This window comes from Streptococcus mitis, from assembly GCF_003942995.1.
Taxonomy (GTDB): domain Bacteria; phylum Bacillota; class Bacilli; order Lactobacillales; family Streptococcaceae; genus Streptococcus; species Streptococcus mitis_CV.
This window is the reverse complement of the sequence record NZ_RJOH01000002.1, coordinates 1-18,440: the sequence shown is the minus strand read 5'-3', so window position 1 is coordinate 18,440 and position 18,440 is coordinate 1. Positions and strand designations below refer to the sequence as shown.

Genomic DNA, 18,440 nt, shown 5'->3' with positions numbered 1-18,440 from the left:
TAAAAATCGTTTAATTAGTTTATGATTATTGGTCTTTTTCAGTCCAGTATATCTGCTGTGAGCGTTCTTAAAACTTATAGGTATGATTGGAATATCTACTATAAGTCTAGTATGAATTCCCAGAGATATAACTATATTAATCCCCTGTTATGGTATCGTTATGACAGCTATTCTGAATATAAAATTGATTCTGGTTGGAATTACGATTATTATGAGGTACTAAACTACTACAGCAGAGGCTATTAATCCAAAAAGGAGGGCTAGATATGTTGCAGCTTACTCATGTGACCTTAAAAACGCGACAAGTCATCTTACAAGATGTTGATTTTACATTTGAAAAGGGTAGGATTTATGGTATTCTTGCTATAAATGGCTCTGGAAAGACGACACTGTTTCGTGCCATTAGCAATTTAATTCCTATAAGTAGCGGAAATATCGCAGTCTCTCCTTCTTTGTTTTATTATGAGAGTATTGAATGGCTGGATGGAAACTTAAGTGGGATGGACTATCTTCGCCTGATCAAGAACATCTGGAAGTCAGGGCTGAACTTGGGGGATGAAATTACCTATTGGGAAATGTCTGACTATATCAGTCTTCCCATTCGCAAGTATTCCTTAGGCATGAAGCAACGCTTGGTGATTGCCATGTATTTCCTGAGTCAGGCGAAATGCTGGCTCATGGATGAGATTACAAATGGCTTAGATGAGTATTATCGACAGAAGTTTTTTGATAGGCTGGCACAAATCGATAGACAAGAACAGCTGGTTCTTTTAAGTTCTCACTACAAAGAGGAGTTAGTGGAGATTTGCGATAGCATCGTAACCATTCGTCAGGGGCAGATAGAAGAGGTTCCGTTATGAAAGATATTAGCCAATTTTTATTAAAGAAAGTTTTCAAAAGTCGTTTAAACTGGATTATCTTACTTTTATTTGCATCTGTACTCGGTGTTACCTTTTATTTAAATAGTCGGACTGCAAACTCACACAGCTTGGAGAGCGAGTTGGAAACCCGTCTTGTAAAAGATGAGAGAATCATCAATGAATATGAAGAGAAACTTTCCCAAATATCTGACACCAGCTCGGAGGAATACCAGATTGCTAAAAATAATTTAGACGGGCAAAAAAATTATTCGACTCAAAAGACAGAAATTCTGACTTTATTAAAAGAAGGGCGATGGAAAGAAGCCTACTATTTGCAGTGGCAAGATGAAGAGAAGAATTATGAAATGATATCAAATAACCCGACTATTAGCTCTGACTTTAAAATGGCGGTTGACCGCCAACGAAAGATTTACCAAGCCCTGTATCCCTTGAACATAAAAGCACATACTTTGGAGTTTCCGACCCACGGGATTGATCAGATTATCTGGATTTTAGAGGCTATCATCCCAACCTTGTTTGTGATTGCTATTATTTTTATGCTAACGCAACTATTTGCAGAAAGATATCAAAATCATCTGGACACAGCTCAGTTATATCCTTTTTCAAAAGTGGCATTTGCCATGTCCTCCCTTGGAGTTGGAGTGGGCTATGTAACTGTGCTGTTTATCGGAATCATCGGATTTTCTTTTCTAGTGGGAAGTCTGATAAGTGGTTTTGGACAGTTAGATTATCCCTACCCGATTTATAGCTTAGTGAATCAAGAGGTAACTATTGGAAAGATACAAGATATGTTATTTCCTGGCTTGTTATTAGCTTTCTTAGCCTTTATCGTTATTGTGGAAGTAGTGTACTTGATTGCTTACTTTTTCAAGCAAAAAATGCCTGTCCTCTTTCTTTCACTCATTGGAATTGTTGGCTTATTGTTTGGAATCCAAACAATTCAGCCTCTTCAAAGGATTGCACATCTGATTCCCTTTACTTACTTGCGTTCAGTAGATATTTTGTCTGGAAGATTACCTAAGCAGATTGATAATGTCAATCTGAATTGGGGTATGGGGCTAGTCTTACTTCCTTGCCTGATTATCCTTTTGTTAGTGGGGATTCTATTTATCGAAAGATGGGGAAGTTCACGTAAAAAGGAAGTTTTTAATAGGTTTTAGCATTCCCATAGGGAAGGTGTGGAAAAATTAATACAGAGAGGGAATCAACTTGTTTCTCTCTTTTTGATTCGGAAACCAAGTCAAAATATAAACACAAACTTTTCAAAAAAATAACTTTTTATCTTGACAAGGGCTAGAAAACTTGGTATCATATAAAAGTTGAGAAAAGCAGAAGTGAGAGCTTCTCGCCTTGTGACATTAAGTTGCCTGGCCCTACGGATGAAAAGTTTCTAAGAAACGCTATCATAACGTGCGGGCTTGTATATTTACGAGTCCGCTATTGTTTTTCTCTAATAAAACAAAAGAGGTGAAAACCATAGCAAAGCAAGACTTATTCATCAATGATGAGATTCGTGTACGTGAAGTTCGCTTGATTGGTCTTGAAGGAGAACAGCTAGGCATCAAGCCACTCAGTGAAGCGCAAGCTTTGGCTGATAACGCTAATGTTGACCTAGTATTGATTCAACCTCAAGCCAAGCCGCCTGTTGCAAAAATTATGGACTACGGTAAGTTCAAATTTGAGTACCAGAAGAAGCAAAAAGAACAACGTAAAAAACAAAGTGTTGTTACTGTGAAAGAAGTTCGTCTAAGTCCAACTATTGACAAGGGTGACTTTGATACAAAACTTCGCAATGCACGCAAATTCCTTGAAAAAGGAAATAAAGTTAAGGTATCTATTCGCTTTAAGGGTCGTATGATTACCCATAAAGAGATTGGTGCGAAAGTTTTAGCCGAGTTTGCTGAAGCAACTCAAGATATTGCCATCATCGAACAACGTGCTAAAATGGATGGACGTCAAATGTTCATGCAATTGGCGCCAGCGACTGACAAAAAATAATTGTCAGAAAGTTAAATAAAGGAGAAAAAATCATGCCAAAACAAAAAACACACCGCGCATCAGCTAAACGTTTCAAACGTACAGGTTCTGGTGGACTTAAACGTTTCCGTGCTTACACTTCTCACCGTTTCCACGGAAAAACTAAGAAACAACGTCGTCATCTTCGTAAAGCATCTATGGTGCATTCAGGAGATTACAAACGTATCAAAGCAATGCTTACTCGCTTGAAATAATAGCTTGACTGTAAGTAAACAATTCTAGGAAATATTTGGAGGAAATAAAACATGGCACGTGTTAAAGGTGGCGTTGTATCACGCAAACGTCGTAAACGTATTCTTAAATTAGCAAAAGGTTACTATGGAGCTAAACACATCTTGTTCCGTACTGCAAAAGAACAAGTAATGAACTCTTACTACTATGCATACCGTGACCGTCGTCAGAAAAAACGTGACTTCCGCAAATTGTGGATCACTCGTATCAATGCGGCAGCTCGTATGAACGGACTTTCATACTCACAATTGATGCATGGTTTGAAATTGGCTGAGATCGAAGTTAACCGTAAAATGCTTGCTGACTTGGCTGTTAACGATGCAGCAGCTTTCACAGCTCTTGCAGATGCAGCTAAAGCAAAACTTGGTAAATAATAACAGATAAGACTGGAACAGGATTGTCCCAGTCTTTTTAAAAATAAAGGAGAAAAATATGGCATCAAAAATGCTACACACTTGCTTGCGAGTAGAAAACCTTGAAAAATCAATCGCATTTTATCAAGATGCTTTTGGTTTTAAAGAATTGCGTCGCAGAGATTTTCCAGATCATGCCTTCACGATTGTCTATCTAGGTCTTGAAGGTGACGACTATGAGTTGGAGTTGACTTATAACTACGATCATGGTCCTTATGTGGTTGGAGATGGATTTGCCCATATCGCCCTAAGTACACCTGATCTTGAGGCGCTTCATCAAGAGCACAGTGCCAAAGGTTATGAAGTTACTGAGCCAAATGGCCTACCAGGAACTGCGCCTAACTATTACTTTGTCAAAGACCCTGATGGCTACAAGGTCGAAGTCATTCGTGAAAAATAATCTCGTGAGGTTAAGTAGAATGTTCGTTTTCTACTTGACTTTTTTTAGCTGAAAGAGTATACTAGTAAAAATTTAACCTTTAAGGGGAGTCCAGAGAGACTCACAAGGTGTCAGATAAAAGAATAGTACAATTTTCTAGAGGAGACTTTTTGAGTGTGCTCTCTTCTGTTGTACAATTTTAACTGAGGCCTTGCACTAGCAAGGTCTTTTCTTTATCTGGTCCCCTTAAAATTTAAGGAGGAGAAGTCATGAATCCCACATGTAAGAAACGTTTGGGTGCAATTCGTTTGGAAACCATGAAGGTGGTAGCACAGGAGGAAATCGCGCCAGCAATCTTTGAATTAGTCCTAGAAGGGGAAATGGTTGAAGCTATGCGAGCAGGCCAATTCCTTCATCTGCGTGTGCCTGATGATGCCCATCTTTTGCGTCGTCCTATTTCAATTTCGTCTATTGATAAGGCAAATAAGCAGTGTCATCTTATTTATCGGATTGAGGGAACTGGGACAGCTATTTTTTCAACCTTAAGTCAGGGAGATACTCTTGATGTGATGGGTCCTCAGGGAAATGGTTTTGACTTGTCTGACCTAGATGAGCAGAGCCAGGTTCTCTTAGTTGGAGGTGGGATTGGTGTACCTCCTTTGCTTGAGGTGGCCAAGGAATTACATGCGCGTGGTGTGAAAGTAGTGACAGTCCTTGGTTTTGCTAACAAGGATGCTGTTATCCTTGAAAAGGAATTGGCCCAATATGGTCAGGTTTTTGTAACGACAGATGATGGTTCATATGGCATTAAAGGAAATGTGTCTGTTGTCATCAATGACTTAGACAGTCAGTTTGATGCTGTTTATTCATGTGGGGCGCCTGGCATGATGAAGTATATCAATCAAAACTTTTATGACCACCCAAGAGCCTATCTATCTCTGGAATCTCGTATGGCTTGTGGGATGGGGGCTTGCTATGCCTGTGTCCTAAAAGTGCCAGAAAGCGAGACGGTCAGCCAACGCGTCTGTGAAGATGGTCCTGTTTTCCGAACAGGAACTGTTGTATTATAAGGAGAAAATCATGACTACAAATCGTTTACAAGTTTCTCTACCTGGTTTGGATTTGAAAAATCCGATCATTCCAGCATCAGGCTGTTTTGGTTTTGGACAAGAGTATGCCAAGTACTATGATTTAGACCTTTTAGGTTCTATTATGATCAAGGCGACAACCCTTGAACCACGCTTTGGCAATCCAACTCCAAGAGTGGCAGAAACACCCGCTGGTATGCTCAATGCAATTGGCTTGCAAAATCCTGGTTTGGAAGTTGTTTTGGCTGAAAAGTTACCGTGGTTGGAAAGAGAATATCCAAATCTTCCCATCATTGCCAATGTAGCTGGTTTTTCAAAACAAGAGTATGCGGCTGTTTCTCATGGTATTTCCAAGGCAGCTAATGTGAAGGCTATTGAGCTCAATATTTCTTGTCCTAACGTAGACCACTGCAATCATGGGCTCTTGATTGGTCAAGATCCTGATCTGGCTTATGATGTGGTAAAAGCAGCTGTGGAAGCCTCTGATGTACCAGTTTATGTCAAACTAACCCCTAGTGTGACCGATATTGTCACCGTCGCAAAGGCAGCAGAGGATGCAGGAGCAAGTGGATTGACCATGATCAATACCCTTGTCGGAATGCGCTTTGACCTCAAAACTCGCAAACCAATCTTGGCCAATGGAACAGGTGGAATGTCAGGTCCAGCAGTCTTTCCAGTAGCCCTCAAACTCATCCGCCAAGTAGCCCAAACTACAGACCTGCCTATCATTGGAATGGGAGGAGTGGATTCGGCAGAAGCTGCCCTAGAAATGTATCTGGCTGGAGCATCGGCTATTGGAGTTGGAACAGCCAACTTTACCAATCCATATGCCTGTCCTGATATTATCGAAAATTTACCAAAGGTTATGGATAAATATGGTATCAGCAGTCTAGAAAATCTCCGCAAGGAAGTCAAAGAGTCTCTGAGGTAAACTGCAATCATTCTGTTCTTGATTTTTTATTAGTTTGTAATGTTGATTATAGAGAATTTTGATATAATGAAATGAGTAAGAACAGAGGAAGTAAATTAATGAAGAAATTGAGATTTATTTTTTTAGCCCTGCTATTTTTCTTAGTCAGACCAGAGAGTGCAATGGCTAGCGATGGTACTTGGCAAGGAAAACAATACCTGAAAGCAGATGGGAGTCAAACAGCTAATGAGTGGGTTTTCGATGCTCACTATCAATCTTGGTTTTATATAAAAGAAGATGCCAACTATGCTGAAAATGAATGGCTAAAGCAAGGTGATGACTATTTTTACCTTAAATCTGGTGGCTATATGGCCAAGTCAGAATGGATAGAAGACAAGGGAGTCCTCTATTATCTTGACCAAGATGGAAAGATGAAAAGAAATGCTTGGCTAGGAGCTTCCTATGTCGGTGCTACAGGTGCCAAGGTAATAGAAGACTGGGTCTATGATTCTCAATATGATGCTTGGTTTTATATCAAAGCAGATGGCCAGCACGCAGAGAAAGAATGGCTCCAAATTAAGGGTAAGGACTATTATTTCAAATCTGGTGGTTATTTACTGACAAGTCAGTGGATTGACCAGGTTTATGTGAATTCTAGTGGTGCCAAAGTACAGAAAGGTTGGCTTTTTGACAAACAATACCAATCTTGGTTTTACATTAAAGAAAATGGGAATCGTGCTGATAAAGAATGGATTTTTGATAATGGTCAGTATTATTATCTAAAATCCGGAGGCTATATGGCAGCCAATGAATGGATTTTGGATAAAGAGTCATGGTTTTACCTCAAATCTGATGGTAAAATGGCTGAAAAAGAGTGGGTATATGATTCTCATAGTCAAGCCTGGTACTACTTCAAATCCGGCGGTTACATGGCAAAAAACGAGAATATTGATGGTCATCAGCTTGGAAGTGATGGTAAATGGCTTGGAGAAAAAACTACAAGTCAAAATGCTGCATACTATCAAGTAGTGCCTATCACAGCAAATGTTTATAATGCAGATGGTGATAAACTCTCCTATATATCACAAGGAAGTGTCGTCTGGCTTGATAAGGACAGAAAGAGTGATGACAAGCGCCTGGCTATTACTGTTTCTGGTTTGTCAGGCTATATGAAAACAGAAGATTTACAAGCACTAGATGCTAGTAAGGATTTTATCCCTTATTATGAGAGTGATGGCCACCGTTTTTATCACTATGTGGCTCAGAATGCTAGTATCCCAGTAGCTTCTCATCTTTCTGATATGGAAGTAGGCAAGAAATATTATTCGGCAGATGGCCTGCATTTTGATGGTTTTAAGCTTAAAAATCCCTTCCTTTTCAAAGATTTGACAGAGGCTACAAACTATAGTGCTGAAGACTTGGATAAGGTATTTAGTCTGCTAAATATTAATAATAGCCTCTTGGAGAACAAGGGAGCAACCTTTAAGGAAGCCGAAGAACATTACCATATCAATGCCCTCTATCTCCTTGCTCATAGTGCCTTAGAAAGTGACTGGGGACGAAGTAAGATTGCCAAAGATAAGAATAATTTCTTTGGAATTACAGCCTATGATACGACTCCTTACCTTTCTGCCAAGACATTTGATGATGTTGATAAGGGAATTTTAGGTGCAAGCAAGTGGATTAAGGAAAATTATATCGATAGGGGTAGAACTTTCCTTGGAAACAAGGCGTCTGGTATGAATGTGGAATATGCCTCAGACCCTTATTGGGGTGAAAAAATTGCTAGTGTCATGATGAAAATCAATGAGAAACTAGGTGGCAAAGATTAGTCCTATAATTGAATATGATTTGAGTGAGTAGTAATACTCTTCGAAAATCTCTTCAAACCACGTCAACATCGCCTTGCCGTACTCAAGTACAGCCTGCGGCTAGTTTCCTAGTTTGCTCTTTGATTTTCATTGAGTATAAGTTAAAAATCCTGATTTCAAGTAAAATCAGGATTTTTTCATGGATGCGATTTTTTCTGGATCTGGTGTGACACGGAGGGTCTTTTGTCCTGTGTAGGTGACAAAGCCGGGTTTTCCACCAGTTGGTTTGTTGAGTTTCTTGACTTCAATCATATCTACCTGAACCAGATTTGACAGGCGACCTTGAGAGAAGTAGGCGGCTAGTTCTGCTGCGTCTGTCTTGACTTCATCGGATGGGTCAAGATTGCCTGAGATGACAACATGGCTTCCAGGAATGTCCTTGGCATGGAACCAAAGTTCCTCCTTGCGGGCCATTTTAAAGGTTAGCTCCTCGTTTTGCAGGTTATTGCGTCCTACATAGATGATGGTTTTGCCATCGCTTGCTAGATATTGTTCTGGTTTTTTGCGTTTCTGGATTTTCTCCCGTTGTCTTCTGCGGATAAAGCCAGTTTGAATCAATTCTTCACGGATTTCAGCGATTTCTTCCAGCCCAGCTTGATTGAGAACAGTTTCCACACTTTCCAGATAGAGAATGGTTGCCTTGGTTTCTTCAATCAGATCAGTCAAGTATTTGACAGCTTCTTTGAGTTTCTGATACCGTTTAAAATAGCGTTGGGCATTCTGGTTGGGAGTCAGAGCCTTATCAAGTGCAATCGTGATAGGTTGGTTGGTATAGTAGTTGTCTAGGATAACCTGGTCTTGGTCGTTAGGTACTTGGTGGAGGAAGGTTGTCAGCAATTCCCCTTTTTGGCGAAATTCTTCAGCATTGTCTGTCGCCAGTAACTCTTTTTCCTGTTTTTTGAGTTTGTGGCGGTTTTTCTGAAGTTCATTTTCAACACGACGAATGAGTTCACTGGCTTGCTGTTTGACGCGGTCGCGCTCAGCCTTATCCTTATAGTAGGTGTCCAACAAATCAGAAAGACTGGTAAAAGGCTCTCCCACCTGATTTGCAAAAGGAACTGGACTGAAGGAAGTCTCAGTCAAGCGTGGCTGAGTTTCTTGATTGAAAAAGTTACGGAAAGTGGAAAGTTTATCACTAACCAGAATGTTTTCCAATTCATTTGCCGTATCGCGTCCCAGACCTTGAAAGAGGCTTTGAAGGTTTTTAGCTGTCGTTTCCTGTGTTTGTAGGATTTCAAAGAGCTTTTCATCCTTGATCGTGAAAGGATTGAGAGATTCCGTACTTGGCGGAGCGATATAGGTCGATCCTGGAAGTAAGGTGCGGTAGCTATTTTGTGAAAAGCCAACGTGTTTAATGACTTCGAGGATTTTATGACTGCTTTTATCGACCAGTAGAATATTACTGTGTTTCCCCATAATTTCGATAATCAAGGTAGCCTGAATATGGTCCCCAATCTCGTTTTTATTGGCAACTGTCATTTCCACAATACGGTCATTTTCCACTTGCTCGATCGACTCAATCAGGGCACCCTGCAAATATTTTCTCAAAACCATGATAAAGGTAGAAGGTTGGGCTGGATTTTCAAAAGTCGTTTGGGTCAGCTGAATGCGTCCAAAAACTGGATGGGCAGAAAGGAGCAGGCGATGACTTTGGCGATTGCTGCGGATTTGCAAGACCAACTCTTGTTCAAAAGGTTGATTGATTTTCTGGATGCGACCGTTCACTAACTCTCTTCGCAATTCCTCAACCATGTGGTGTAAAAAAAATCCGTCAAATGACATCGTTCTCTCCTTGTGATTGTATTCCATAGTATTATATCAAAAAGGTAGAATAAAATCATGGAAATGTGGTATAATAAAGCCAAGTAAAGAGAAACGAGAAGCACATGTATATTGAAATGGTAGATGAAACTGGTCAAGTTTCAAAAGAAATGTTGCAACAAACCCAAGAAATTTTGGAATTTGCAGCCCAAAAATTAGGAAAAGAAGACAAGGAGATGGCAGTTACCTTTGTGACCAATGAGCGTAGTCATGAACTCAATCTGGAGTACCGTGACACAGACCGTCCGACAGATGTCATCAGCCTTGAATACAAGCCAGAGTTGGAAATTGCCTTTGACGAGGAAGATTTACTTGAAAATCCAGAATTGGCAGAGATGATGTCTGAGTTTGATGCCTATATTGGGGAACTGTTCATCTCTATCGATAAGGCACATGAGCAGGCCGAGGAATATGGCCATAGCTTTGAGCGTGAGATGGGCTTCTTGGCAGTACACGGCTTTTTACATATCAACGGCTATGATCACTACACTCCGGAAGAAGAAGCGGAGATGTTCGGTTTACAAGAAGAAATTTTGACAGCCTATGGACTCACAAGACAATAAACGAAAATGGAAAAATCGTGACCTGATATCCAGTTTAGAATTTGCTCTCACAGGAATTTTTACTGCCATCAAGGAAGAACGCAATATGCGAAAACATGCAGTGACGGCTCTTGTGGTCATCCTTGCAGGTTTTGTTTTTCAGGTGTCACGAATCGAATGGCTCTTTCTCCTATTGAGCATTTTCTTGGTAGTAGCTTTTGAAATTATCAATTCTGCTATTGAAAATGTGGTGGATTTGGCCAGTCACTATCACTTTTCCATGCTGGCTAAAAATGCCAAGGATATGGCGGCTGGCGCGGTATTAGTGGTCTCTCTTTTCGCAGCCTTAACAGGCGCATTGATTTTTCTCCCACGAATCTGGGATTTATTATTTTAAATAGTAAGAGGAAATTATGACTTTTAAATCAGGCTTTGTAGCCATTTTAGGACGTCCCAATGTTGGGAAGTCAACTTTTTTAAATCATGTCATGGGGCAAAAGATTGCCATCATGAGTGACAAGGCGCAGACAACGCGCAACAAAATAATGGGAATTTACACGACTGATAAGGAACAAATCGTCTTTATCGACACACCAGGGATTCACAAGCCTAAAACAGCTCTTGGAGATTTCATGGTTGAGTCTGCCTACAGTACCCTTCGCGAAGTGGACACCGTTCTTTTCATGGTGCCTGCTGATGAAGCGCGTGGTAAGGGAGACGACATGATTATCGAGCGTCTCAAGGCTGCCAAGGTTCCTGTGATTTTGGTGGTGAACAAGATCGATAAGGTTCATCCAGACCAGCTTTTGTCTCAGATTGATGATTTCCGCAATCAAATGGATTTCAAGGAAATTGTTCCTATCTCAGCCCTTCAGGGAAATAATGTCTCACGTTTAGTTGATATTTTGAGTGAAAATCTGGACGAAGGATTCCAGTATTTCCCGTCTGATCAAATCACAGACCATCCAGAACGTTTCTTGGTTTCAGAGATGGTTCGGGAGAAAGTCTTGCATCTAACTCGCGAAGAGATTCCTCACTCAGTTGCTGTAGTGGTTGATTCTATGAAACGAGACGAAGAGACAGACAAGGTTCACATCCGTGCAACAATTATGGTCGAGCGTGATAGTCAAAAAGGGATTATTATCGGTAAAGGTGGTGCTATGCTTAAAAAAATTGGTAGCATGGCCCGTCGTGATATCGAACTCATGCTAGGAGACAAGGTCTTCCTAGAAACATGGGTCAAGGTCAAGAAAAACTGGCGCGATAAAAAGCTAGATTTGGCTGACTTTGGCTATAATGAAAAAGAATACTAAGTAGAGGTGGGCTCATGCCTGCTTCTTGTTTTTACAGAAGGAGGACTTATGCCTGAATTACCTGAGGTTGAAACCGTTCGACGTGGCTTGGAAAAATTGATTTTGGGAAAGAAGATTTCGAGTATAGAAATTCGCTATCCCAAGATGATTAAGACGGATTTGGACGAGTTTCGAAAGGAAGTGCCTGGTCAAATTGTTGAGTCAATGGGACGTCGGGGTAAATATTTACTTTTCTACCTGACAGACAAGGTCTTGATTTCCCATTTGCGCATGGAAGGCAAGTATTTTTACTATCCAGACCAGGTTCCTGAACGCAAGCATGCCCATGTTTTCTTTCAGTTTGAAGATGGTGGCACGCTTGTTTATGAGGATGTACGCAAGTTTGGTACTATGGAACTCTTGGCTCCTGACCTTTTAGACGCCTACTTTATTTCTAAAAAATTAGGGCCTGAACCAAGCGAACAAGACTTTGATTTGCAGGTCTTTCAAGCTACCCTAGCTAAGTCTAAAAAGCCCATCAAATCCCATCTTTTAGACCAGACTTTGGTAGCTGGTCTTGGCAATATCTATGTGGATGAGGTTCTCTGGCGAGCTCAGGTTCATCCGGCTAGACCTTCCCAGACTTTGATAGCAGAAGAAGCGACTGCCATTCATGACCAAACCATTGCTGTATTGGGACAGGCTGTTGAAAAAGGTGGCTCAACCATTCGGACCTATACCAATGCCTTTGGGGAAGATGGAACCATGCAGGATTTTCATCAGGTCTATGACAAGGCTGGTCAAGAATGTTCACGTTGTGGCACCATCATTGAGAAAATCCAACTAGGCGGACGAGGCACCCATTTTTGTCCTCAGTGCCAAAGGAGGGGTTGATGGGAAAAATCATCGGAATCACTGGGGGAATTGCCTCTGGTAAGTCAACTGTGACAAATTTTATAAGAAAGCAAGGATTTCAAGTAGTGGATGCCGACGCAGTCGTCCACCAACTACAGAAACCTGGTGGTCGTCTGTTTGAAGCTCTAGTCCAGCACTTTGGTCAAAAAATTATCTTAGAAAATGGAGAACTCAATCGCCCTCTCCTAGCTAGTCTCATCTTTTCAAATCCTGAAGAACGAGAATGGTCTAAGCAAATCCAAGGAGAGATTATCCGTAAGGAACTAGCTACATTAAGAGACCAATTGGCTCAGACAGAAGAGATTTTCTTCATGGATATTCCCCTACTTTTTGAGCAGGACTACGTCTCTTTGTTTGATGAGATTTGGCTGGTCTATGTGGACAGGGATGTCCAAGTGAAACGCTTAATGAAAAGGGATCGGTTATCCAAGGATGGAGCTGAGTCTCGTCTGACAGCCCAGTGGCCTTTAGAAAAAAAGAAATATTTGGCCAGCCATGTTTTAGACAACAATGGCAATCAGAACCAGCTTCTTACTCAGGTGTTCTCCCTGCTTGAGGGAGGTAAGCAAGATGACAGAGATTAACTGGAAGGATAATCTGCGCATTGCCTGGTTTGGTAATTTTCTGACAGGAGCAAGTATTTCCTTAGTTGTGCCTTTTATGCCCATCTTTGTGGAAAATCTAGGTGTAGGGAGTGAGCAAGTCGCTTTTTATGCAGGCTTAGCTATTTCTGTCTCTGCTATTTCTGCGGCGCTCTTTTCTCCTATCTGGGGCATCCTTGCTGACAAATACGGTCGAAAACCCATGATGATTCGGGCCGGCATGGCCATGACCATTACTATGGGAGGCTTGGCTTTTGTGCCAAATATCTATTGGTTAATCTTTCTTCGTTTACTGAATGGTGTATTTGCAGGTTTTGTTCCTAACGCCACAGCCTTGATAGCCAGTCAGGTTCCCAAGGAGAAATCAGGCTCTGCCTTAGGTACTTTGTCTACAGGCGTAGTTGCAGGTACTCTAACTGGTCCCTTTATTGGTGGCTTTATCGCAGAATTATTTGGCATTCGTACTGTTTTCTTACTGGTTGGTAGTTTTCTATTCTTAGCTGCTGTTTTGACTATTTGCTTTATCAAGGAAGATTTTCAACCAGTAGCCAAGGAAAAGGCCATCCCAACAAAGGAATTATTTACCTCAGTTAAATATCCCTATCTTTTGGTCAACCTCTTTCTGACCAGTTTTGTCATCCAATTTTCAGCCCAATCGATCGGCCCTATCTTAGCTCTGTATGTACGCGACTTAGGCCAGACAGAGAATCTTCTTTTTGTATCTGGTTTGATTGTATCCAGTATGGGCTTTTCCAGTATGATGAGTGCAGGAGTTATGGGAAAGCTAGGTGACAAGGTAGGCAATCATCGCCTCTTGGTTGTAGCCCAGCTTTATTCAGTCATCATCTATCTCCTCTGTGCCAATGCCTCTAGTCCCCTTCAACTAGGACTCTATCGTTTCCTCTTTGGATTGGGAACCGGTGCCTTGATTCCCGGAGTTAATGCCCTTCTCAGCAAAATGACTCCCAAAGCCGGTATTTCAAGGGTCTTTGCCTTCAATCAGGTATTCTTTTATCTGGGAGGTGTCGTTGGGCCTATGGCAGGTTCTGCAGTAGCAGGTCAATTTGGCTACCATGCAGTCTTTTATGCGACAAGCCTTTGTGTTGCCTTTAGTTGTCTCTTTAACCTTCTTCAATTTCGAACATTATTAAAAGTAAAGGAAATCTAGTGCGAGTAAAAATTAATCTCAAATGCTCCTCTTGTGGCAGTATCAATTACCTAACTAGTAAAAATTCAAAAACCCATCCAGACAAGATTGAGGTTTTAAAGTATTGTCCCAAGGAAAGAAAAGTAACCCTACATCTTGAATCTAAGTAGATTTTATGGTAAAATAATAAGGATTTTAAGGAGTTTGATATGTATAACCTATTATTAACCATTTTATTAGTATTATCTGTTGTGATTGTGATTGCGATTTTCATGCAACCAACCAAAAACCAATCCAGCAATGTATTTGATGCCAGCTCAGGTGATTTGTTCGAACGCAGTAAAGCACGCGGTTTTGAAGCTGTAATGCAGCGTTTGACAGGGATTTTAGTCTTTTTCTGGCTAGCCATTGCCTTAGCATTGACGGTATTATCAAGTAGATAAGAAAATAATGGGCAGGACTAGGTCTTTGCCTCTTTTTATTTTTAAAAGATATTTGAGAAGGTTTTACAGTAAAAGAAAATTAAAAAATCTAGAAAGAAAATATGAAAGATAGAATAAAAGAATATTTACAAGATAAGAGAAAGGTGACTGTCAATGATTTGGCTCAGGCTTTGGAAAAAGATGGGTCCAAGGATTTTCGTGAGTTGATTAAAACCTTGTCCTTAATGGAAAGAAAGCATCAGATACGCTTTGAGGAAGATGGCAGTCTGACTTTGGAAGTCAAGAAAAAACATGAGATTACCCTCAAGGGGATTTTTCATGCCCATAAAAATGGATTTGGCTTTGTTAGTCTAGAAGGCGAGGAGGACGACCTTTTTGTAGGTAAAAACGATGTTAACTATGCTATTGATGGTGATACCGTTGAGGTCGTCATCAAAAAAGTCGCTGACCGCAATAAGGGAACAGCGGCAGAAGCCAAAATTATCGATATCCTAGAGCACAGTTTGACAACCGTTGTTGGACAAATCGTTCTAGATCAGGAAAAACCCAAGTATGCTGGCTACATCCGTTCGAAAAATCAGAAAATCAGTCAACCGATTTATGTTAAGAAACCAGCTCTAAAACTAGAAGGAACCGAAGTTCTCAAGGTCTTTATCGATAAATACCCAAGCAAGAAACATGATTTCTTTGTCGCGAGTGTACTTGATGTAGTGGGGCATTCAACGGATGTCGGAATTGATGTCCTTGAGGTTTTAGAGTCTATGGACATTGTATCTGAGTTTCCGGAAGCTGTTGTCAAGGAAGCAGAAAGTGTGCCTGATGCTCCGTCTCAAAAGGATATGGAAGGCCGTCTGGATTTGAGAGGTGAGATTACCTTCACCATTGATGGCGCGGATGCCAAGGACTTGGACGATGCGGTGCATATCAAGGCCTTGAAAAATGGTAATCTGGAACTCGGAGTTCACATTGCAGATGTTTCCTACTATGTGACCGAGGGTTCGGCCCTTGACAAGGAAGCCCTTAACCGCGCGACTTCTGTCTATGTGACAGACCGAGTTGTCCCAATGCTTCCAGAACGACTGTCTAATGGAATTTGCTCCCTCAATCCTCAAGTTGACCGTCTGACCCAATCTGCCATTATGGAGATTGATAAACATGGTCGTGTGGTTAATTACACTATTACACAAACGGTTATCAAGACAAGTTTCCGTATGACCTATAGTGATGTCAATGATATCCTAGCTGGAGACAAGGAAAAGAGACAAGAATATCAGAAAATTGTTCCAAGTATCGAACTCATGGCCAAGCTTCATGAAACTTTAGAAAACATGCGTGTGAAACGTGGAGCCCTCAATTTTGATACCAATGAAGCGAAGATTTTAGTGGATAAACAAGGTAAGCCTGTTGATATCGTTCTTCGTCAGCGTGGAATTGCCGAGCGCATGATTGAATCCTTTATGCTGATGGCCAATGAAACAGTTGCCGAGCATTTTAGCAAGCTGGATTTGCCTTTTATCTATCGAATTCACGAGGAGCCTAAGGCTGAAAAGGTTCAGAAGTTTATTGATTATGCTTCGAGTTTTGGCTTGCGCATTTATGGAACTGCCAGTGAGATTAGCCAGGAGGCCCTCCAAGACATCATGCGTGGTGTTGAGGGAGAGCCTTATGCGGATGTATTGTCCATGATGCTTCTTCGCTCCATGCAGCAGGCTCGTTATTCGGAGCACAATCACGGCCATTATGGATTAGCGGCTGACTATTATACTCACTTTACTAGTCCGATTCGCCGTTATCCCGACCTCCTTGTCCACCGTATGATTCGTGACTACGGACATTCTAAGGAAATAGCAGAGCATTTTGAACAAGTGATTCCAGAGATTGCGACCCAGTCTTCTAATCGTGAGCGTCGTGCTATCGAGGCCGAACGCGAAGTCGAAGCTATGAAAAAGGCTGAGTACATGGAAGAATACGTGGGTGAAGAGTATGATGCGGTTGTGTCCAGCATCGTTAAATTCGGTCTCTTTGTTGAATTGCCCAATACGGTTGAAGGATTGATTCACATCACAAATCTACCTGAATTTTATCATTTTAATGAACGTGATTTGACCCTTCGTGGGGAGAAATCAGGAACAACCTTCCGTGTAGGTCAGCAAATCCGTATCCGAGTTGAAAGAGCTGATAAGATGACAGGTGAAATTGACTTTTCTTATATCCCAAGTGAGTTTGATGTGATTGAGAAAGGCTTGAACCAGTCTAGTCGTAGTGACAGAGGGCGTGGTTCAAATCGTCGTTCAGATAAGAAGGAAGACAAGAGAAAATCAGGTCGCTCTAATGATAAGCGCAAGCATTCACAAAAAGACAAGAAGAAAAAAGGAAAGAAACCTTTTTACAAGGAAGTAGCTAAGAAAGGAGCCAAGCATGGCAAAGGGCGAGGGAAAGGTCGTCGCACAAAATAAAAAGGCGCGCCACGACTATACAATCGTAGATACGCTAGAGGCAGGAATGGTCCTGACTGGAACGGAAATAAAGAGTGTGCGAGCTGCTCGAATCAATCTCAAGGATGGATTTGCCCAAGTAAAAAATGGGGAAGTTTGGTTGAGCAATGTTCATATCGCTCCATACGAAGAGGGCAATATCTGGAACCAAGAACCAGAACGCCGTCGCAAACTCCTGCTCCATAAGAAACAAATTCAAAAATTGGAACAAGAGACTAAAGGGACAGGAATGACGCTGGTTCCCCTTAAGGTCTATATTAAAGATGGTTATGCCAAGCTCCTTTTAGGTTTAGCTAAAGGAAAGCATGACTATGACAAACGGGAGTCTATCAAGCGACGGGAGCAAAATCGCGACATCGCGCGTGTTATGAAAGCTGTTAATCAGCGATAAAAAGAGGAATGAAGATGGAAAAACTAGTTGCCTATAAACGCATGCCCTTGTGGAATAAAGAAACTATGCCTGAAGCTGTTCAGCAGAAACACAATACCAAGGTTGGAACTTGGGGCAAGATTACAGTTGTAAAAGGATCCCTCAAGTTTATTGAATTGAGTGAAGAAGGAGAAGTTCTAGCTGAACACCTCTTTGAAGCAGGGGCCGACAACCCAATGGCGCAACCTCAAGCTTGGCATCGAGTGGAAGCTGCCACAGACGATGTAGAATGGTACTTGGAATTTTATTGTAAACCTGAGGACTATTTCCCTAAGAAATACAATACCAATCCTGTTCATTCAGAAGTTCTGGAAGCTATGCAAACAGTGAAATCGGGTAAAGCCTTGGATTTGGGTTGTGGTCAGGGCCGTAATTCCCTCTTTCTTGCACAGAATGGTTTTGATGTGACAGCTGTAGATCAAAATGAATTGGCCCTTGAAATCTTACAAAGCATTGTGGAGCAGGAAGATTTGGACATGCCTGTTGGTCTTTACGATATCAATTCAGCCAGCATTGGGCAAGCCTATGATTTTATCGTATCAACTGTTGTTCTCATGTTTTTACAAGCGGACCGCATTCCAGCTATTATCCGAAACATGCAGGAGCACACCACGGTAGGTGGTTACAACCTCATCGTCTGTGCTATGGATACGGAGGATTATCCTTGCTCAGTGAACTTCCCATTCACCTTTAAAGAAGGGGAACTGGCAGACTATTACAAGGAATGGGAATTGGTCAAGTACAATGAAAACCCAGGCCATCTGCACCGTCGCGATGAAAATGGCAATCGCATTCAACTACGCTTTGCAACCATGCTAGCTAAGAAAATCAAATAAATATGTTATGAAGGTTGGAGAATTTCCTAACCTTTTTAAAAATGCCAAATGTTGTAAAAATGTAATATTTCTGACTATATAATTTTTATTTCAAGAATCGCTATAAT

Annotated in this window: 22 protein-coding genes and 1 other annotated feature; of the genes, 21 read left to right on the top strand and 1 reads right to left on the bottom strand. The window is 41.2% G+C overall.

Annotated features, from left to right (window positions below; all coding sequences use genetic code 11):
* Nucleotides 1-21: 21 nt before the first annotated feature.
* The 10 genes from D8836_RS11315 to D8836_RS01445 all read left to right on the top strand — a co-directional run bounded on the left by D8836_RS11315 (nucleotide 22) and on the right by D8836_RS01445 (nucleotide 7,771).
* Nucleotides 22-246, top strand: coding sequence for a hypothetical protein (locus D8836_RS11315; RefSeq protein ID WP_125392928.1), 225 nt, complete (start codon nucleotides 22-24; stop codon nucleotides 244-246).
* Nucleotides 247-266: 20 nt separating this feature from the next.
* A complete protein-coding gene (locus D8836_RS01485) occupies nucleotides 267-860 on the top strand; it encodes an ABC transporter ATP-binding protein (RefSeq protein WP_125392927.1) in 594 nt (197 codons plus the stop codon).
* Nucleotides 857-2,041: a hypothetical protein gene (locus D8836_RS01480; RefSeq protein WP_125392926.1), complete on the top strand. Its 1,185-nt coding sequence runs from the start codon at nucleotides 857-859 to the stop codon at nucleotides 2,039-2,041. The genes D8836_RS01485 and D8836_RS01480 overlap by 4 nt, the downstream gene beginning before the upstream one ends.
* 160 nt (nucleotides 2,042-2,201) lie before the next feature.
* Nucleotides 2,202-2,333, top strand: a sequence feature (ribosomal protein L20 leader region).
* A gap of 15 nt (nucleotides 2,334-2,348) precedes the next feature.
* Nucleotides 2,349-2,879 carry a translation initiation factor IF-3 gene (infC, locus tag D8836_RS01475; protein WP_000848180.1) on the top strand — a complete coding sequence of 177 codons (531 nt, stop codon included), beginning with the start codon at nucleotides 2,349-2,351 and terminating at the stop codon, nucleotides 2,877-2,879.
* A gap of 32 nt (nucleotides 2,880-2,911) precedes the next feature.
* Nucleotides 2,912-3,112, top strand: a complete 201-nt coding sequence (rpmI, locus tag D8836_RS01470) for a 50S ribosomal protein L35 (RefSeq protein ID WP_001125943.1) — start codon at nucleotides 2,912-2,914, stop codon at nucleotides 3,110-3,112.
* 51 nt (nucleotides 3,113-3,163) lie between these two features.
* On the top strand, nucleotides 3,164-3,523 hold the full coding sequence (gene rplT / locus D8836_RS01465) for a 50S ribosomal protein L20 (protein WP_000124834.1): 360 nt from the start codon (nucleotides 3,164-3,166) through the stop codon (nucleotides 3,521-3,523).
* 58 nt (nucleotides 3,524-3,581) lie between these two features.
* Nucleotides 3,582-3,962, top strand: a complete 381-nt coding sequence (gloA, locus tag D8836_RS01460) for a lactoylglutathione lyase (RefSeq protein ID WP_000157153.1) — start codon at nucleotides 3,582-3,584, stop codon at nucleotides 3,960-3,962.
* Between the two features lie 248 nt (nucleotides 3,963-4,210).
* Nucleotides 4,211-5,011, top strand: a complete 801-nt coding sequence (locus D8836_RS01455; protein ID WP_060628467.1) for a dihydroorotate dehydrogenase electron transfer subunit — start codon at nucleotides 4,211-4,213, stop codon at nucleotides 5,009-5,011.
* A complete protein-coding gene (locus D8836_RS01450) occupies nucleotides 4,974-5,960 on the top strand; it encodes a dihydroorotate dehydrogenase (RefSeq protein WP_185761576.1) in 987 nt (328 codons plus the stop codon). The genes D8836_RS01455 and D8836_RS01450 overlap by 38 nt, the downstream gene beginning before the upstream one ends.
* A gap of 98 nt (nucleotides 5,961-6,058) precedes the next feature.
* Nucleotides 6,059-7,771, top strand: coding sequence for a glucosaminidase domain-containing protein (locus D8836_RS01445; protein ID WP_125392925.1), 1,713 nt, complete (start codon nucleotides 6,059-6,061; stop codon nucleotides 7,769-7,771).
* A 165-nt stretch (nucleotides 7,772-7,936) separates the two neighbouring features.
* Here D8836_RS01445 and pavA read toward each other — a convergent pair whose 3' ends face one another.
* On the bottom strand, nucleotides 7,937-9,592 hold the full coding sequence (gene pavA, locus D8836_RS01440) for an Rqc2 family fibronectin-binding protein PavA (RefSeq protein ID WP_125392924.1): 1,656 nt from the start codon (nucleotides 9,590-9,592) through the stop codon (nucleotides 7,937-7,939).
* A gap of 104 nt (nucleotides 9,593-9,696) precedes the next feature.
* On the opposite strand from pavA, the gene ybeY reads away from it, so the two are divergent.
* The 11 genes from ybeY (at nucleotide 9,697) to tehB (ending at nucleotide 18,333) form a co-directional block, all read left to right on the top strand.
* Nucleotides 9,697-10,194, top strand: coding sequence for an rRNA maturation RNase YbeY (gene ybeY / locus D8836_RS01435; RefSeq protein ID WP_000275156.1), 498 nt, complete (start codon nucleotides 9,697-9,699; stop codon nucleotides 10,192-10,194).
* Nucleotides 10,175-10,570 (top strand): diacylglycerol kinase family protein, encoded by a 396-nt coding sequence (locus tag D8836_RS01430; RefSeq protein WP_000378166.1) that lies wholly within the window; start codon nucleotides 10,175-10,177, stop codon nucleotides 10,568-10,570. The genes ybeY and D8836_RS01430 overlap by 20 nt, the downstream gene beginning before the upstream one ends.
* A gap of 16 nt (nucleotides 10,571-10,586) precedes the next feature.
* Nucleotides 10,587-11,486, top strand: a complete 900-nt coding sequence (gene era, locus D8836_RS01425; protein ID WP_000143264.1) for a GTPase Era — start codon at nucleotides 10,587-10,589, stop codon at nucleotides 11,484-11,486.
* Between the two features lie 48 nt (nucleotides 11,487-11,534).
* Nucleotides 11,535-12,359 (top strand): DNA-formamidopyrimidine glycosylase, encoded by an 825-nt coding sequence (mutM, locus tag D8836_RS01420; RefSeq protein WP_125392923.1) that lies wholly within the window; start codon nucleotides 11,535-11,537, stop codon nucleotides 12,357-12,359.
* Complete coding sequence (gene coaE / locus D8836_RS01415) at nucleotides 12,359-12,964, top strand: dephospho-CoA kinase (RefSeq protein WP_125392922.1); 606 nt, start codon at nucleotides 12,359-12,361, stop codon at nucleotides 12,962-12,964. Before mutM ends, coaE begins: the two co-directional genes overlap by 1 nt.
* Entirely contained in the window at nucleotides 12,951-14,150 is a 1,200-nt protein-coding gene (locus D8836_RS01410) for a multidrug efflux MFS transporter PmrA (RefSeq protein WP_125392921.1), read from the top strand. Before coaE ends, D8836_RS01410 begins: the two co-directional genes overlap by 14 nt.
* The gene (gene rpmG, locus D8836_RS01405) at nucleotides 14,150-14,299 is read left to right on the top strand and encodes a 50S ribosomal protein L33 (RefSeq protein WP_001809104.1); all 150 of its coding nucleotides are present in this window, start codon (nucleotides 14,150-14,152) and stop codon (nucleotides 14,297-14,299) included. Before D8836_RS01410 ends, rpmG begins: the two co-directional genes overlap by 1 nt.
* Before the next feature lie 39 nt (nucleotides 14,300-14,338).
* Nucleotides 14,339-14,572 carry a preprotein translocase subunit SecG gene (gene secG / locus D8836_RS01400; protein ID WP_000282517.1) on the top strand — a complete coding sequence of 78 codons (234 nt, stop codon included), beginning with the start codon at nucleotides 14,339-14,341 and terminating at the stop codon, nucleotides 14,570-14,572.
* 101 nt (nucleotides 14,573-14,673) lie between these two features.
* On the top strand, nucleotides 14,674-17,028 hold the full coding sequence (rnr, locus tag D8836_RS01395; RefSeq protein WP_125392920.1) for a ribonuclease R: 2,355 nt from the start codon (nucleotides 14,674-14,676) through the stop codon (nucleotides 17,026-17,028).
* Entirely contained in the window at nucleotides 16,991-17,458 is a 468-nt protein-coding gene (smpB, locus tag D8836_RS01390; protein ID WP_001051750.1) for an SsrA-binding protein SmpB, read from the top strand. The genes rnr and smpB overlap by 38 nt, the downstream gene beginning before the upstream one ends.
* 14 nt (nucleotides 17,459-17,472) lie before the next feature.
* Nucleotides 17,473-18,333, top strand: a complete 861-nt coding sequence (tehB, locus tag D8836_RS01385) for an SAM-dependent methyltransferase TehB (RefSeq protein WP_125392919.1) — start codon at nucleotides 17,473-17,475, stop codon at nucleotides 18,331-18,333.
* The last annotated feature ends 107 nt before the right edge of the window (nucleotides 18,334-18,440 follow it).